This is a genomic window from Paenibacillus nanensis, assembly GCF_003583765.1.
GTDB classification, from domain to species: Bacteria; Bacillota; Bacilli; order Paenibacillales; family Paenibacillaceae; genus Pristimantibacillus; species Pristimantibacillus nanensis.
The window spans coordinates 38,012-54,799 of record NZ_QXQA01000009.1; the positions used below are offsets into that span (position 1 = coordinate 38,012).

At 56.4% G+C, this 16,788-nt stretch carries 15 protein-coding genes and 1 riboswitch; of the genes, 2 read left to right on the plus strand and 13 right to left on the minus strand.

Annotation, left to right across the window (positions count from 1 at the left end):
* Positions 1–63: 63 nt before the first annotated feature.
* From D3P08_RS14830 to D3P08_RS14875, 11 genes are all read right to left on the minus strand, one after another.
* Positions 64–1,842 (minus strand): stalk domain-containing protein, encoded by a 1,779-nt coding sequence (locus D3P08_RS14830; RefSeq protein ID WP_119600482.1) that lies wholly within the window; start codon positions 1,840–1,842, stop codon positions 64–66.
* A gap of 227 nt (positions 1,843–2,069) precedes the next feature.
* On the minus strand, positions 2,070–2,780 hold the full coding sequence (locus tag D3P08_RS14835; RefSeq protein WP_119600483.1) for an adenosylcobinamide amidohydrolase: 711 nt from the start codon (positions 2,778–2,780) through the stop codon (positions 2,070–2,072).
* On the minus strand, positions 2,761–4,428 hold the full coding sequence (locus tag D3P08_RS27315; RefSeq protein WP_162848492.1) for a cobyric acid synthase: 1,668 nt from the start codon (positions 4,426–4,428) through the stop codon (positions 2,761–2,763). Before D3P08_RS27315 ends, D3P08_RS14835 begins: the two co-directional genes overlap by 20 nt.
* Positions 4,415–5,524, minus strand: a complete 1,110-nt coding sequence (gene cobD, locus D3P08_RS27320; protein ID WP_162848493.1) for a threonine-phosphate decarboxylase CobD — start codon at positions 5,522–5,524, stop codon at positions 4,415–4,417. Before cobD ends, D3P08_RS27315 begins: the two co-directional genes overlap by 14 nt.
* Before the next feature lie 15 nt (positions 5,525–5,539).
* On the minus strand, positions 5,540–6,364 hold the full coding sequence (cobS, locus tag D3P08_RS14845) for an adenosylcobinamide-GDP ribazoletransferase (RefSeq protein WP_119600484.1): 825 nt from the start codon (positions 6,362–6,364) through the stop codon (positions 5,540–5,542).
* Positions 6,352–7,332 (minus strand): adenosylcobinamide-phosphate synthase CbiB, encoded by a 981-nt coding sequence (gene cbiB / locus D3P08_RS14850; RefSeq protein ID WP_119600485.1) that lies wholly within the window; start codon positions 7,330–7,332, stop codon positions 6,352–6,354. Before cbiB ends, cobS begins: the two co-directional genes overlap by 13 nt.
* The gene (gene cobU, locus D3P08_RS14855; RefSeq protein WP_119600486.1) at positions 7,329–7,937 is read right to left on the minus strand and encodes a bifunctional adenosylcobinamide kinase/adenosylcobinamide-phosphate guanylyltransferase; all 609 of its coding nucleotides are present in this window, start codon (positions 7,935–7,937) and stop codon (positions 7,329–7,331) included. Before cobU ends, cbiB begins: the two co-directional genes overlap by 4 nt.
* A gap of 14 nt (positions 7,938–7,951) precedes the next feature.
* Positions 7,952–9,028, minus strand: a complete 1,077-nt coding sequence (gene cobT, locus D3P08_RS14860; protein ID WP_119600487.1) for a nicotinate-nucleotide--dimethylbenzimidazole phosphoribosyltransferase — start codon at positions 9,026–9,028, stop codon at positions 7,952–7,954.
* A gap of 32 nt (positions 9,029–9,060) precedes the next feature.
* Positions 9,061–9,840: an ABC transporter ATP-binding protein gene (locus D3P08_RS14865; protein WP_240647546.1), complete on the minus strand. Its 780-nt coding sequence runs from the start codon at positions 9,838–9,840 to the stop codon at positions 9,061–9,063.
* Entirely contained in the window at positions 9,837–10,841 is a 1,005-nt protein-coding gene (locus tag D3P08_RS14870) for a FecCD family ABC transporter permease (RefSeq protein WP_119600488.1), read from the minus strand. The genes D3P08_RS14865 and D3P08_RS14870 overlap by 4 nt, the downstream gene beginning before the upstream one ends.
* Before the next feature lie 39 nt (positions 10,842–10,880).
* Positions 10,881–11,903, minus strand: coding sequence for an ABC transporter substrate-binding protein (locus tag D3P08_RS14875; protein WP_119600489.1), 1,023 nt, complete (start codon positions 11,901–11,903; stop codon positions 10,881–10,883).
* Between the two features lie 161 nt (positions 11,904–12,064).
* Positions 12,065–12,302: riboswitch (cobalamin riboswitch) on the minus strand.
* A 178-nt stretch (positions 12,303–12,480) separates the two neighbouring features.
* Here D3P08_RS14875 and D3P08_RS14880 point away from each other — a divergent pair.
* Both D3P08_RS14880 and D3P08_RS14885 read left to right on the plus strand, forming a co-directional pair.
* Positions 12,481–12,945, plus strand: coding sequence for a FixH family protein (locus D3P08_RS14880; RefSeq protein WP_119600490.1), 465 nt, complete (start codon positions 12,481–12,483; stop codon positions 12,943–12,945).
* A 281-nt stretch (positions 12,946–13,226) separates the two neighbouring features.
* Entirely contained in the window at positions 13,227–13,652 is a 426-nt protein-coding gene (locus D3P08_RS14885) for a PH domain-containing protein (RefSeq protein ID WP_119600491.1), read from the plus strand.
* A gap of 56 nt (positions 13,653–13,708) precedes the next feature.
* On the opposite strand, the gene D3P08_RS14890 is transcribed toward D3P08_RS14885, so the two are convergent.
* Both D3P08_RS14890 and D3P08_RS14895 read right to left on the minus strand, forming a co-directional pair.
* Positions 13,709–14,395 carry a sulfite exporter TauE/SafE family protein gene (locus D3P08_RS14890; protein ID WP_119600492.1) on the minus strand — a complete coding sequence of 229 codons (687 nt, stop codon included), beginning with the start codon at positions 14,393–14,395 and terminating at the stop codon, positions 13,709–13,711.
* Positions 14,392–16,638, minus strand: coding sequence for a heavy metal translocating P-type ATPase (locus tag D3P08_RS14895; protein ID WP_119600493.1), 2,247 nt, complete (start codon positions 16,636–16,638; stop codon positions 14,392–14,394). The genes D3P08_RS14890 and D3P08_RS14895 overlap by 4 nt, the downstream gene beginning before the upstream one ends.
* Positions 16,639–16,788: the final 150 nt, after the last annotated feature.

A 16,788-nucleotide genomic window follows, 5' to 3' on the forward strand; every position in this document is an offset into this window, starting at 1 on the left:
TCGTATTTATTCCAAAGAAAAGCACCGCCGCCTCCCGGAAGAGCAGCGATGCCGTTTCATTGTTTATTGCGAGCGATCATCCAACGGGTAGAAAATAAGGTTAATCGGGAATGCCGAGCCGGCCGGCGGGCTGAACTCGATATCCAGGCTTTCTTCCTTACCTGTCGTTTTCGCCAAAATGATCATGCCGTCAAATGCGGTTAAGACGCCGGAAGCCGGCACTTTGACCATTTCGCCGTTTATTTTGAACGGGCCTTTGAACGGACCGCCTTTGGCAATAATCATGACCGCCATTTTTCTCGGCTTGTCGGAATGAATCTTATAGACGGTGCCGTAGTTGCCGAACAGCGTCGCTTCCGTCCCGCGCTGCGGGTCGAAGCCGGTCTGGAACGGATCCTTCTTGCCGTCGCCGATGACCAGCTTCATCGGTTTCTTAAGCCCCGTCTCCGACAAATCCATCTTCCAATCGAAGCCTTCGATCTGGAACGTCCCCCGGATATGGCCGGTGAACGGGAGCTTCGGCATATCGAGCATCGATTTGGACGCTTTCTCCGCCGCCGCAAACGTAAACTGCACTTCGCCGTCCGTCTCTACATCATACATCAGGTTCACGCCGGAGCCCGGGTAGAAGTCCGGGAACTGCTTATAGATGAACGTTTCGCCCGGCGGAATCGTAATTGTCTCCTCTTCGGAATCGTTCAGCAGATAATCGACCATCGCTTCGCTTCCGATAAGATGCGCATAGATCGACGGATACACTTCGCCTTTGTTCGTCGTCGTGATCGTTACCGGCTTGTCCGATTTATTCGTCGCCAGAATTGCGAAGCTGACCGTCTTGTCCGTACCGTTCAAATGGTCCGCGTACAAGCGTCCTTTCCCGTTCACGCTGTCCTGATACAGGATGCCCAGCTCCTTGAACGTCTCGGGGCTGTCGCTTAGAAGCAGCGTGCGCGACTTATCTTCCTTAATCGTTTTCGGGACATCCGGCAAATTGAGATAATGCTTGTTGAGCATGCCCCAGTCCGTTGGAATGTAGCCGCCTACCGGCTTCGTGAAGACCGGATATTCGACTTCGGACAAGTAGACTTCATTCGTAACGACGACTTCGCGCGTAAACGGCGCGCTCTTCTGCCCTTTCTTATCGGTAGCGACCAGCGTAACGGGATAAGTCCCTGCCTTAAAGAACACTTCTTCATTCCCCGTCCACTCGAATTTCAGTCCTTCGGCATCCGGATCATAACTGAGATTCACGTATTTGATCGGCTCGCCGATCCGATAGGTTTCCTTGCCTAACGAAAATTTGGCGACAGGCGCCGAGTTATTAAGATCCGGATTATAATTGCCGGCTGGCTTCTTCACATAGATAACATCGACGCGGCGCAGCTCCTGATTATATGTATACGTTGCGCCCATATATTCGGACAACCACGTCAGTTTAATCATGAGTCTGCCGTTCATCAGCATCGCGACATCGTCGAAAGGATAAGCGTAGCCGTTCACCCACGCTTTTTTATTAACGGTGTCAAGCAATATTTCATGATCAGGCGTCTCCATCAAAATGGTGCGTGTTTTCTCCTGCCATTCGACCTTCATGCCGAACGCGTCGCCGAGAAATTTCGCGGGCACATATGTTCTGCCTTTCTTCGCAACGGCGGGAGCATCTAGCGTCACCTGTTCCCCGTTCAGGAAAGCTTCATCGTTGTCCAAATAAAAAACGACATACGTCGTGCCCGCCGTCGGTGAATCCTGCGCGGCCGCGTGACTCATCGGCGCCGTCAGCAGAACCGCGGACAGCAGCACCGCAGCCGCCTTTTTCCTCGCTCCCGTTCTAAGTTGAACCATTCTCTACAACTCCTAATCTATCTAAGTATACGGCTGTTCGAGGCTATCGCCTTATTAAGCTCACACGTATAGACGTTTCTCGACAAGAAAAGTTGCAGATCCCGGCACTTCCATTTCTATCATAATTTGGATAAAACGTTTATCCGCATCTCTTCGTTAAGCGCATATCCGACCGCATATCCTTTTCCGTCTCGTATTCTATTAAGCGTTGCCCATTTGGGACTCTCTTAGACCTCTTGCTGCGTACCGGCCGATTCCAGCACCGATTCATACACGGCTTCGCCGATTGCGCAGCCTATTGTTGTAGCCGTGCCTGCGTAAGCGTGAACCGCTCCCTGGATCGGCGTTTGACTGACTCCGATTACGATCGCGTCGCTTGTCGTCCCGGTCGCAAGCTCGCCGCTCCCGCTGTCTCGGATGCCAAGCTCCCATAAAGCGGCAGCCTTCGCCTCCGTCGCGGTCATGACCGCGTTCACCATAGCCGACATCGTCATCGCGCCTTCGATGACGAGCATGGTATTAATCGTTCCTGCGGTGTAGGCGGAAAACGTCGTTCTTGGACTTCCCGCTTTCGCCGCATTCCTCGTCCCCGCCGTCGTACAGCATATAAGCCGGAACTTGTCACCATCCTTCTCGATGACGGATGCGTGCGTAAGCTTCGCCGCAGTGATGAGGCCGACGGTTTCGCTCGGGTTGTAACCCCATATTCTGCACTGGCGCAGCAGGTCGGATACCGGGTCGCTGCAATCGTAATGCAGCGGCACCTTCCAGTTCACGAACACAGACGACCGGCTGAAGCCGCCTGACAGCACGGCGCTGCTCAGCGTGTACAGCTCGCCCGGAGCCTTCATCGCAATCCGATCCTCCATGAGCCGCAGCTCCAGCCCTTGCCAGAGCTCCGATTGATAGGAACTGCCTTTACGAAATGGCTGAGCCATCGCGATTCCCCTCCCCTGATTCAAGCCCCGCGATTTTGTAGATGAGCGGTAGATTTAAATGCTCCCTTGCATGCGCAGCCAGACGGTCAAACGAAGCTTGCCTTCGTTCCTGGAAGGGATGCCCCGCGGAGAGCGGCGCGAGTCCTTTATCCGCTCTTGCCTCGTTCAGCCACGCGCGCCGAAAGTCGTCATTGTGAAGGATGCCGTGCACAAACGTTCCCCAGAGCCGCCCGTCGGACGTGCATGCTCCTTCAGGACTCAGCTCAAGACTGCTGGAGCCGCACTCTCTTATGCGGAACGGCTGAATCAATTCATCATTCAGCGGATGCATGCTCCCCATATGGATCTCATAGCCGTTAATCGGCAGACACCTGGCAGCCGCGCTCCCCTTACCGGCTCCGTTGTTCCCCCATAAATACGCATTTCCTTCCACCCGAACCGTACGTTTAATGTCGTTAAATAATACCTCGAAAGGGAAAAACCCCAGCCCTTCGGTCACTTTGCGGTCGGATTCCACGCCGTCTGGATCCAGCAGTCTATGTCCCAGCATTTCATAACCGCCGCATATCCCGGCCGCTCTGCCTCCGCCGGCAAGATGGCTCTTCAAACAGTCGGCCAAGCCCTGATCACGGAGCCACGCTAAATCTTCCGCCGTATTTTTGCTGCCTGGAAGGATTACGATATCGGGCTTCCCCCATTCCTCGGGGCGCTGCACGATACGAAGCCTGACATCGGGCTCGCAGCGCAGCGGGTCCGCATCCGTGAAGTTGGCGATTCTCGGTAAACCGATGACCGCTACATCCAGCTTATCGGACTCCGTATTCGATTGTCCCGCAGAATTGAACCTAAACGCATTGGAAAGCGACAAGGAATCCTCGTCCTCCAGCGCGAGCCCCGGCAAGAAAGGAAGTACGCCAAGCACGGGCTTGCCCGTCCGTTCCTCCAGCCAGTCGAGGCCCGGCTTAAGGAGCGAAACGTCACCTCTGAACTTGTTGATGATGAAGCCGCGAATCCGATCTCTTTCCTCCGGCTCCAGCAGCTCGAGCGTTCCGACAATGGAGGCGAATACGCCGCCCCGGTCGATATCCGCCGCCAGAATAACAGGGGCGTCCGCCCAAGCGGCCATCCGCATATTTACAATGTCGCGGTCCTTCAAATTAATTTCCGCCGGGCTGCCCGCCCCTTCCATCACCACGATATCGTATTCGCCGCGCAGCCTGCCTAGCGCCTCCCGGACGATTCGCCCCGCAGTGGGGAGATAGCTCTCCCGGTATTCTCTGGCTTCATACTCGCGCAGCGGCTTACCGTGAACGACAACCTGAGAAGACATCTCCTTGGTCGGCTTCAGCAGGATCGGATTCATATCCGTTGTCGCCATGATGCCGCAGGCGTCAGCCTGCATGCCCTGCGCGCGCCCGATTTCTTTGCCGTCAACTGTGACGTAAGCGTTGTTCGACATATTTTGCGATTTGAACGGCGCCGTCCGCAACCCGTCTTGCGCGAAGATTCGGCACAACGCGGCAACAATCCAGCTTTTCCCGACATCGGAGGCCGTTCCTTGAACCATTAATGTTTTCGCGATTCGTCCGTTCCGATGGGCGGGCTTCTCATCAAGGTTCTCTTCAAGTTTCTCATCAAGTCCGGTCATTCCGGCTGACTCCATTTTCTGTCAAGATCGTTCTAAGCGTCCCAATCAGTCTTTCGTTCTGCTCTCTTCGCTTTACGGCGACCCGGATATAGCTGTCATCTAGGCCCGGGAACTTGGAAGCATCGCGGATCAGCACCCCTTTTTTCCCCATTTCCCGCTGCAATGCGGCGGCTGTCATCAGTAGCTCATCGGGAATACGAAGCAGCAAATAGTTCGTTTGGCTTTCATGCACATACAACCCGAAAGATTGCAGCTCTCTTTGCAAAAACGGCCGTTCCTCCTGCAACCAGGCTAAGCTCGTTCTGGCGAATTCTTCGTCGTCCAGCACCGCCTCGCCAATCGACTGCGCTAGCGAATTTACGCTCCATGGCACTTGCAGCGCACGCAGCGGGGCTAACGCTTCCGGATGTCCGACGATGTAGCCGAGTCTGATGCCGGGAATCGAATAAAACTTCGTCATCGAGCGGAGGACGAGCAAATTCCGGCGGAACGCCGCTTCCTTCAGAAGGCTGAAGCGGCCCTCCTCCGGCACAAAATCCATAAACGCTTCGTCCACAATAACCGTTGCACCCGATTCAAGAAGCTCCCTTATTAACGCAGGATCGATTAGAGCGCCTGTCGGATTGTTCGGCGATCCGAGCATATAGAGACTGGCCCCCGACTCTGCAATCGCCGCCGACACCCAGCTTCGATCCAACTGAAATCCGCTCGCTGCAGACAGCCGCCCTTCGTAAAGCGCCGCCCCCGACTTCCGGATCGCATCGCCGTATTCCGCAAAGCATGGAACCGCAATCGCCGCTTTCGCGGGTCTAAGCGCCCGTACGGCCAAATCGATCAATTCCGCAGCCCCGTTCCCTACAAGAATGGAGTCCGGTTCAATGCCGTGCCGCTGCGCCAGCTTCGCTCTTAAGCTTCGCGATACCGGGTCCGGATAGTTGGTAATGTCGTGTTTGTAATGCAGCAGCGCGTCAAATACGGCAGCGGGCGGTCCGTAAGGATTCATATTGGAGCTAAAATCAAGGAAAGATGAAGCCGGCAATCCGAAGCTCTCTTCAGCCGATTTCAAATCTCCCCCGTGTCCATATCGCTCAAGCATCGTTGCTCCCCCTTGTTATACCGGCTGTGCCCAGATTATTGCCGCCAATAGTAGTACGGTCTCGATGAACTCGTTCATCGCGCCATAGGTATCGCCCGTCAAGCCGCCGAGCTTTCTGTTCAGCCACGCGGCTGCGGTCCAGCCGCAAACGATGGACATGAAGCAGGCTGCCATTAGCGCGATCCCGATTAGGTAGAACGGATGTTCATGATTAATGTAATTAATCATTAATGCAATGAATGAAAGGATTGCCGCCGCTGCAAACGAACCGGTAGCCTGTATTTTGTTAACGCCGCTAAATAAATTTCCCATTCCTTCGCCATGTCTGGCAGGCGGCCATCCCGCGATAGCCGCCGCCATCCAAGCCCGGCTCAGGGAGGTACCGAGAATGAACAGCGTAATTGGAGCCATCCCTTCTATGTCCCCTAGCTTTAGCAGTTCGGCAAGAAGAGCAGCTTTCAACAGCAGCAGAAGCACACCCGCGATAACACCCATAGCGCCGACCCGGCTGTCCTTCATAATTTCGAGCATCCGTTCTCTTGAACGGTGACTCAGTACCCCGTCCGCGGTATCCATCCATCCGTCCAAATGCAGTCCGCCGGTAAGTCCGGCCCAAAGCGCCAGCACAATCACGGCAGCAGGCCAAGGAGGCAGCACAAAGCTTAGCAGCCATGACGCCGCCCCTAGCGCGGCACCGATTAAGCCGCCCGCCAGCGGAAAATAAATGACACTGCGGGTTAATACCGGCTTCTCGAACGGGACTTGTACCGGGACCGGGAAGCGGGTTAGAAACTGGATGGCGGCGATTGCCGCCTGCATATGCAGCTTTAAGACACCCATAATCCTGCCACCAACACTCCTGTTAGAATAAGAAGACAAACGCTGTACAGCATCTTCGCCGCTCTCCTAATATCTTGGGATTCCAGCTCGCGAATCGGCCAACCCATACGGGCGCGTTCGCTGGCGACGCCGAAATACCGGTTCTCGCCGCCAAGCTGCACGCCCGCCGCACCGGCAAAGGCGGACTCCGGTATTCCGCTGTTCGGGCTCGGATGGAGAGCGGCGAAAGTCCTTACCGCTTGCCAGCTGCGCCCTGCCGACAATCCGGGAGTAAGCCAAGCGGCGAAAATCATAAGCATACCGGTTATTCTTGCCGGTATGTAATTCAACGCATCATCGAGACGAGCCGAGCACCAGCCGAAATGAAGATACGTCTCGTTCCGGTAGCCGACCATGGAATCCAGCGTATTCGCGGCGCGGTACAGCATCGCAAGCGGAGCGCCTCCAAGCAGAGCGAATACGATCGGCGAGACAAAAGCGTCCACCGTATTCTCCGCCACCGTCTCCACCGTCGCGCGGACCGCTTCTTTTTCGCTTAAGTCATGCGTGTCGCGGCCCACAATATAACCCGTATACTTGCGCGCTTCCGTCAGCCTTCCTTCTACGAGAGGCTTGTACACCAGCATGGCCGCGTCCTTCAAGCCTTTCACGGCGATTGTCGTCGAAATAAACCATGCGGATACCGCATACCCCGCCCATGGATGGATCGCATCCGCAATCGCCGCGAGCAGCCACAAGACGCAATAGCTTGCAGCGAGTGTTGCGCTTGTCAATCCTATGCCGCGCCACTTAAGGGATCGCGGCGACATTCGAGCTCCCTCCCTTCGGAGTCGGCCCTCCAACAAACGAATGAACCTGCCTATCCAAATGACAGGATGCGTCGGCCATTTCGGATCGCCGATCAGCAAATCGATGACGATGGCTGCCGCGCAAAGAAGCAGAATCTCTTGCATGCTGTAGAAGATCATAGATCCTCCCAGCGGAATGCGATCGATTTCAATTCAACCGGTATACCCGCCGTTACAAGAAAAACGCGTTCGCAAATGTCCGCCATTCGCTGGTTCAGCCTCCCCGCCTCGTCACGGAACCGCCGGCCGAGCGGATAGGTCGGCACGATGCCGTCCCCGACCTCATTGGTCACAAAGATCAGCGGATAGGAATAGCGCCCCGCGGATTCGGCAAGCCGCTTCTGTTCCCTATCTAAAATCGACGCGCCGTCCGTGTCTTCTTCCGCACGGAGCAGCCAATTCGTCTGCCATAACGTTAAACAGTCCACGAGAACCACTGGCGGCTGCCAACCTTCTGACTTTCGATACGCCGTATCGCTCTCCAGTCTGAATCGCTCCGCGAGCTGATCGAGCCGTTCGGCAACCGAGAACGGCTCCTCGATCGTCTCCCATTGGAAATCTGGCTGATCCCGGTCCGCCTGATGCAAGGCGATCCGTTCCTTCATCTCCTCATCATAGGGCTGGCAGGTGGCGATATAGATGCCGCGGGAGCCCGCTCTCTTTGCATACGCTTCGGCAAATCGGCTTTTGCCGCTCCTTGCCCCGCCCGTTACCATAATGGCCATTGTCGTCCTCCCGTTTAAGACTTGGAAACTCCCGCGCTGTCGAAGGTCGCCATCTCCTGCATTAAACGAATCGAAGCGTCGAGCAGATGGAAAGCGAGCACGGCGCCCGTGCCTTCTCCGAGTCTCATGTCAAGCTGCAAGAGCGGCGAGAGCCCCAGCTTCTGTAGGAGCAGGGCATGGCCGCGTTCCTGCGACAAATGCGATGCCAGCATATATTCCCGCGCATGCTCGCAAAGCCTCATTGCAATGAGCGCAGCGGCGGATGAGATGTAGCCGTCGATCACGACGGGGCATCGGTTCGACGCTGCGCCGAGTATGACGCCGGCAAGGCCGGCGATCTCCGCTCCTCCTACCTTCGCCAGCACGTCGATCGGATCTTCCGGATCCGGCTTGTTCAGCGCGATCGCCCGCTCAACGACATTGATTTTATGCGACAACGCTTTGTCGTCGATTCCCGTCCCGCGGCCTGCCGTTTCCCTAACCGGCAAACCGGCCAGCACCGATACGATTGCGGCGCTTGCCGTCGTATTGCCGATGCCCATCTCTCCCGTAGCGAATACACGGACGCCTCTTTGCAGCTGCTCTTGGGCCACCTCAATGCCGGTCAGCACAGCGGATACCGCCTCTTCCCGGGTCATTGCCGGTTCTTTCGCCATATTACGGGTTCCCCATACCGCCTTGCGGCTAATTAACCGCTCATGCGAAAGCTCCGAGGCAACGCCGATATCGACGCAGACGACCTCGGCCCCCGCCTGCCGCGCCAAGACGTTGACCGCCGCGCCGCCGTTCAAAAAGTTGTGCACCATCTGCGGCGTTACCGCCTGCGGGAATGCGCTGACTCCCTCTTCGCACACGCCGTGGTCGCCGGCCATGACGATGACCGCCCGCTTGGACAAATCCGGCCACAGCTCCCCTGTAATGCCGGCAAGCTTTGCCGCAGCATCCTCCAGCTTGCCCAGACTGCCCGGCGGTTTCGTCAAGCTGTCGGAATGGCTGCGCGCAAGCCGTGCCGCCTCGTCGTCCATGGGGCGGATCCGGCGAATCGTTTCCTTAAGCGCCCGCTCTCCATTTGTTTCTTTATGCTCGTCCATTCCTTATCTTCCTCTCTTCTACCCGTTCTCCGTTAAGCTTTCGGCTGCAGCATCAGCTGCGGAGCCCCCGTTATCGGATGCCTGATGGCCGTTGTCTGGGTGCCGTACATCTCTTCGATGACCGAAGGCTGCAGCACGTCCTCCGGCGTGCCTGCCGCTGCGATTTTACCGTTATGCAAAGCAAGCAGTTCATCGCAATATAAAGCCGCCAGGTTCAGGTCATGCAGCACGGCAATGACTAACAGCCCCTTCTCCCGCTGCCAGGCGCGTACCGTATCCAGCAAGCTGACCTGATAGCCGATATCCAAATAAGTGGTAGGCTCATCGAGCAATAAAATGTCAGGCTGCTGCGCCATAAGCTTCGCCAGCGCCGCGCGCTGCCGCTCTCCGCCGCTTAATTGATGCAGCCTGCGCTTCTGGAGATGCCGCAGGCCCATCGTGTCGAGCGCTTCATCGATGATCGAAGCCGGATCGCTTTCCTCACCGCCCAGCCAATTTTGATGCGGATATCTCCCCATCGCCACAACCTCGCGCACGGTAAAGCCTACCGGCGGTAGGCCGCCTTGCTGCAGGACAGCCAGCCTTCGGGCCAGCGTTTTTCGAGGCACTTCCGCGATCGGCCTGTCATCCAGCAGCACCTCGCCGCGGTCCGGACGGTCCGTGCCGGACAGCAGGTGCAGGAGCGTCGTTTTCCCCGCCCCGTTTGGCCCGATCATCCCGTAGAACCGGTCCGCCTCGAAGCTGTACGAGACCGAATCCAGCACAAGATTGCCCTGCCGCGTCGCCGTCAATTGGTTCGCTTTCATCTTCATTCCCTGCCGCCTCCTTCGACCTTCATCCGCCGATGAAGCAAATAAGCGAATATCGGCGCGCCGACAAGCGCCGTCACGACGCCAAGCGGGAGCTCCTTCGCGCCAAGCGCGGTCCTCGCCAGCGTGTCGGCCCACAGCATAAAGACGCCGCCGCCCATCGCGGACAGCGGAATGATAAGCCGATAATCCGGACCGACCAGCAGCCGGATCACGTGCGGCACGACCAAGCCGACAAATCCGATGACGCCGGATACCGATACGGCGGCCGCGGTCAGCAGCGTCGATACGATCAGCACCGCAAGCTTTGTCCGTTCGACCCTAACGCCAAGATTCGCGGCATGCCGCTCCCCGAGCGTAAACAAATTGAGCGCTTGACCGTGGAACAGAAGGATCGGAAAGGCGACGCATAAAAAAGGAAGAACCATATAGACATGCTCCCAGCTCCTGAGCGCGAGCGAGCCCATGATCCAGAATAAGATCTGATTCACGACGCCTTCCGACATCGAAACCAAAAGCGACACGAAAGCGCCGAGAAACGATTGAATGATGACGCCGGACAAAATAACGGTTTCGATCTGCATGACGCCTTTGCTTCGAGAAAGCCATATGACAGCCATTAAAGTAACGATTCCGGTGCTGAACGCGACGAGCGGCACCGTCCAAATGCCGAGAACCATCTGCCAGCCCATAAAAATAATGAGAGCCGCGCCAACCGAGCTGCCCGACGCGACGCCAAGCGTATAAGGGTCCGCGAGCGGATTGCGCAGCACTCCCTGAAAGCCGGCTCCCGCAAGCGCGAGGCTTGCGCCTACGAGCACATCCAGAATGACGCGCGACAGCCTAACCTGCGTCACGACCGCGATCTCTCCGCTTGACCAATTCGCCTCAGCATCCGGCATGCCGGGCAGCTGATGCAGAAGGATTCCCCATACATCCCCAAATGACAGCCCGGCCGATCCGATAGACAGACATCCTATTATAGAAACAGCAAGAAGGAGCATAGCTGCTCCTCCATACGCCAAACCTTTTAATCGCAACATCTATTTGATAAGCTCTGGGTGGATCGCCTTTGCTACCTCCAACAGTCCATCCGCGAGTCGTGGGCCGACGCGCACAAGAGGATCGTTCGATACCTCGACTAACCGGTTGTTCTTCACCGCATCGACGGCGTCCCAACCCGGCCTTGCTTCGATGCCCGCGACGATCGAGCTTTTCTCCTCTCCGAAGTCAGGGTAAATAATAATTTCAGGATTTTGCGTAATCACTTCTTCCGCATTTACTTCGAACCAGCCCGGCTGCGAGGCAGCGATGTTGATACCGCCCGCCAGCGTTACAATCTCGTCGAGGAACTCGCCGGAACCGACTGTGTAACCTGGGGAAAACTCCAAGTACACCTTTTTCTTTTCCGCATCCTTCACTGCGCTTACGACCTGCTCTTTCACGTCGCGCATCCGGTTTGCGACTTCCGCAGCTTCAGCTTGTTTATTCACCATTTTACCGACTTCTTCTATTTTCGCAACGACTTCGTCGTAGGTCTTCGGGTTCGTCGCGTAGACGTTCAGGTTCAGCTCGCGAAGCTTCGCAATCGCATCCGCGTTCATCGAGGACGACGCTAGAATCAAATCCGGGTTAAGCGCAACGACCGACTCGATGTTGGTCGTCATATCGCCGATCTTGGCCACGGCTGCCGCTTCCTCCGGATAGTTGCTCCATTCGTCCACGCCGACGACCGATTTGCCGGCGCCGATGGCGAAGATGGTTTCCGTCTCGCTCGGCACGAGGGTAACAATCGCGGTCGGCGCCTTTTCCAGCGTCAGCTCCGTTCCCGTCGCGTCCGTTACCGTGATCGGATATACCGTCTCGCCAGGCACGTTACCGGATGGCTCTTCCGACGGCTCCTCCGACGGCGTATTCGAAGCTCCCTGCTCCGTCTGTGTTCCGTTGTTGTTTGCGTTTCCGTTATTCGCCCCATTATTCCCGCCGCAGGCAGCCAGGAATACCATCATCATAATGAGCATCAAGCTCATGGCCGTTTTTATGCTTGTCCACGTTGTTGCTTTCATCGTTTCTTTCACTCCTATGTACGTTTGTCTATAAATCCAATCTCCAAGCCCACAAAAAAAAGCATTCCCGGCCTCTGTGCCGGAAATGCCCCGTAACATCCGCTGCAAATGCCGCGAATGCGCATAGCTTCTCCAACACCTCCCTAAGTCCACGTAGGTAACAGCGTTAACGCATACAGGCAGGTCTCCTGGCTCGGATTGTCGCGCGCCGCGTCTTCCCAAGCCATTGGCTCAGTGACATGCTGCGGCGGCGATGGCTGCGCGCAGGCTCGATGTCGAGCTTGCGCCGCCCTCCTTACAGTGGCGGGTCCGCGCCGGATTTGCACCGGCTTCCCTATTAAGCTTCCACGAATATCCGCGTCTGGACATTCGTTTGGCACCTGTTGCTTTCGACTATTAAATGATCAGTAGTTACTATACACGCCTTCTTTGTTTTTGTCCAACACATTTCTCACAGTTACGGAAACAAATGTGGCGGATCTGTAAACAGGTATAAGAGAGCCTGTTTCGCACATAGGTAAACATAGGATGTCAATTCGCAAATTAATTAACGACATAAAATATAAGGAGGAACACCATGTCAATGGATGACACGGCAAGCATGCTGACCAAAACCGCTCAAAGTAAATGGGCTTCATGGCTGATGTTCGCGCTGGTTGGAACAGCTGCTATCGTCATTGCCGCACTGCTGCTTCGTCCCTCCGCCATTTCAGCGGATTCCGCCGTTACGGAGCATCGTTTCGATAACGGCCATCTGCAATGGCAGATTGAGGATTATCCCGCAATCGTGCTGCAAGGCAATAGGTTTCGCCTGACCTTAACCGACGCAGGCGGCGAGCCTCTGCGCGGGGCAGAGCTTGCGATCAAGCTTGAAATGATCGATATGGAATGCGGCGATTACGATTTCCGGCTGACTGAAACCTCGCCTGGGGTATACACCGGAGAAGGCGTGCCGCTTATGGCCGGTCTCTGGAAAGCGACGCTTACCATCGACGGCGATCATGCGTCGGCAATAAGCCGAACGTTAAAGGCGGTATATTGAGCCGGCGGATGAAAGATACAGCGGAAGCCCGGCCGTTTCCCGTTTATCCGCAATGAGGGGGTAGAACTCGGGAAACCTATGCCCGCATGACGAAACCGGAAGAACTCGGTCAAAATAAACCGGCCATTGCTGTCGTATGCATCGCGTATAACCGATTTTCTGCGGATAGAATCACCACGGTGACATCAGCGGCAATTTAAAGAATCTAGTGCGCAGGATTAGATCTCTGTAGTAAACTTAACTTTAGACGTACCTTTATATCTGCGAAGGAGGAAGGAATAATGTCTCTGCTAAACGGTCTGCTCGGCAACTACTCGCAATTATCTCCCCAGGAATTAACAGCTCAATACGGCGGATTTCTGATGCCAAACGAAGCGATTCAGACTGGCTTCAGGCTGGTGAGGGACACCTTTATTGTGACCGATAGCCGAATCATATTGGTCGACCACCAAGGCGTTACCGGCAAAAAGACGAGAGTGGCAAGCATCGACCTTGATTCCATTTTCGATGTGACGATGGAGACGGCGGGAACGGGGTTCGATGACAGCGAGGTAACGATCCATTACATCGCCTCGCCATATTATCGCTCGAACAACATCAGCACTGCCGCCTATAAATTCGAGTTCGGCAAAAAATTTAACGTCCAGCCTTTTTATGTCGCAATGCTGACTGTAGCTCAGCAGAACAAAAAACGTCTTAACGGATAAACGAAAAAGCCAGTCTACCGCAAAGGCAGACTGGCTTTTATTGATGTTGCTTCGCGTTACCACAGCCAGGGGGAGATCGATGGGATGACGCCGTTTGCAGCGAGTCCCCGCAGGATGGACAGCAGGCCGACCGCAACCGCCGTGACGACACCCGCCTTTCGCATAAAACGCCTCCACCGTTTGTTCGCGAGTGACGCGATTGAAGCGGCGAACACAAGGGCAGGAACGGTTGCCACGCCGAACAACGCCATGACAAGCGCTCCCTCCGCCAGCGATCCGGTTGCGGCCGCATTCATACTCATAGCGTAGGTTAGACCGCACGGCAAGAAACCGAACGCAAAGCCGGTCGCCAGCAAATGCGCCGTTTCCTTTCCGGAAGAAGGCCGCACGCCGGCCGCGAGCTCCTGATGCAGCTTGCCGGATAGACGATTCAGAAACGGCAGCTGCACCTTTCGCCAAATCCACAATAGCACAAAACAGCCTCCGATAATCGAAGCCAGACCGCGAATACCCGCCATATTCCCCGCAACATCGACAAATGAGCCGACCGCCCCCATTGCGGCGCCTAAGATCATATAAGACACGATTCTCCCCGTGTTATACAGGAGCATCGATTTCATGGCGGAAGCCGAGGTTTGCAGCGAGACGGCGGAGACGATCCCGCCGCACATCCCGATACAATGAGGCGCGCTGAACAAGCCCGTCAGAAGAATAAGTCCGATCGCGTTCCACGTCAGCGTCATCCGGCTTTCCTCATTCCGGCCCGCTCCAAGCGGCCTTTTAGCCGAATCGCATTGGTTACGACAGACACGGAGCTAAGCGCCATCGCCGTCCCCGCCATCCAAGGCTGAAGGAAACCGAGGGCAGCGAACGGAATGATCACCGCGTTGTACAAAAAAGCAAAAACAAGGTTCTGGCGTATATTGCGAATCGTCAGCCGGCTTAACCGGATCGCTTCCGGGATAGCAGGAAGCCGCGAGAACAACAACGTAATGTGGCCCGCGTTCAGCGCTCCATACGTGCCGTTCCCCATCGCGATGCCGACATCCGCAGCTGCAAGCGCGGGAGCGTCGTTCCAGCCGTCGCCTGCCATCGCGACGCGTCTCCCCTTCCGCTTCAGCTCCTCGATCAGCGCAAGCTTGCCTTCCGGGAGCATCGACGCATGAACGGTTTTTACGCCTATCGCTTTTGCAACGGCGCTTGCCGGCGCTGCATGGTCGCCCGTCGCCACAACGGGCTCGATGCCAAGCCGCCGCAGCTCCCCCGTCATCGCACGCGCGCCCTGCTTCAGCGTGTCTCGGAATCCGACAATTCCTATGCATGTTCCTTCCAGCGCCGCATATAAGACAGTCTCTCCAAGCGCTTCTCTATCCGCCGCCATCAATCGCACGGAGCGCGGCAGCTCGATACCTAAGCTTCCTATGAAATGAGCATTGCCGAACGCCGCCAGCTCGCCTCGCACCCAGCCCTGCACGCCTCCGCCCGCGATGTAGGTGATCCGCTCAGCGCTAGGCGCATTGAGCCCAAGCCGTCCGGCCTCTTCGCGGATCGCTCCGGCAAGCGGATGCGTTGATTCCGACTCCAGCGCCGCCGCCAACCGGAGCAGCGGCGATCTGCCGATTCCGACCGGTCCTACATAGTTCACCTTTGGCTTGCCTTCGGTTAACGTCCCTGTTTTGTCTAGCAGCATCGTATTTATGGAAGCAAGCCTTTCGACCGCACCCGCCTCCTTCGCGATGATTCCTCTCTTCGCCAGGCGCCCTGAGGCGATCACAAGCGAGATCGGAGCGGCCAGACCTAGCGCGCATGGACATGCGGCGAGCAGCACGGCAATCCCGCACAGTGACGCGCGGCTCCAATTCCCCGGATCGGCAAACATCCCCCATGCAAGGAACGTTCCAGCCGCCGCGATCAGCATGGCCGGCACGAACCAGCCCGCAGCGGCATCCACTTGCGTCTGCAGCGAAGACTTTGCTCTTTGTCCCTGCACGACCAGCTCCTGTATACGGCTCAGCATCGTGTCGTGACCGGCGGCGCCGGTTTCGATGATCAGCCTTCCCGGTCCGTTCATCGTTCCCGCCCATACCGAATCGCCGGGCCGCTTCATGACGGCCGCGCTTTCTCCTGTAAGGAGCGCCTCGTCCGCCAATGATTCGCCCTGCAAGATCATGCCGTCAATCGGAATGATCTCATGCGCCTCTACGTGCACGATGTCGCCTTTTCGCACAAATTCCGTTCGCACAGCCGATACGCTCCCCGCTCGTTCCACCATGGCGGATTGCACGCGCAGCTGATCGAACCCTAACGATTCGTCCTGCGCTTTGAGCGAAGCTGACGTTTCGATATATTTGCCTAGGAGAATAGCGGTAATGACAACAGCCGAGGTTTCAAAATATAACGGCGCGCCGTGCGATCCGCCCGCTAATAAAGTATCCCATCCGCCCTGGAAGACGACGTAATGGCTGTATAAATAAGCAGCCGTCGTGCCGATGACTACGAGCACGTCCATGTTGGCGCTTCGCTGCCTGACGGCGTAATACGCCCCAAAGTAAAAAGGCATGCCTATCACAAATTGAATAATGGTTGCGAGTACAAGCTGCAGCCACGGCTGGAACAAAAAGCCGGGAAGCGCGGCAGCCACTGGTTTAAGCCAGGACAAATGCTCCGTCATGCCGGCAAGGAGAGGCAATGTCAATAGCGTTGCCGCGATTAGCCGAATGAGCAGCCAAACTCTTTCTCTCTGCAGTCCTTCTCTCGCGGATTCGTTCAGCTTCGCGGTAAAGCCGAGCTGCTCCACCTTCTCCGCCAGCTGTTCCTTTGTCACCCGTTCGGGAATGACCTGAACCCAAGCCGTTCGTAGCGGGAAGCTGACCGCCACCTCCGAGACGCCGTCCATACGTCCCAGCGTCTTCTCAATTCTGGCCGCGCACGCCGCGCAGCTCATCCCTTGTATTGTAAAATCCAACTCATGGCCGCTTCCGCTCATTAACGTCCCTCCAATCCGCCAAAAGCCCCGCGCGTCAACGACGCCGGGGCCTGTACAGCCTCCCTACACTATATGACCGATGCACGAAATGCATGAATGCTAGTTTGTAGGAAGAAATATTTAGAAAAATAGCAAACGAGAAGAAGCGAA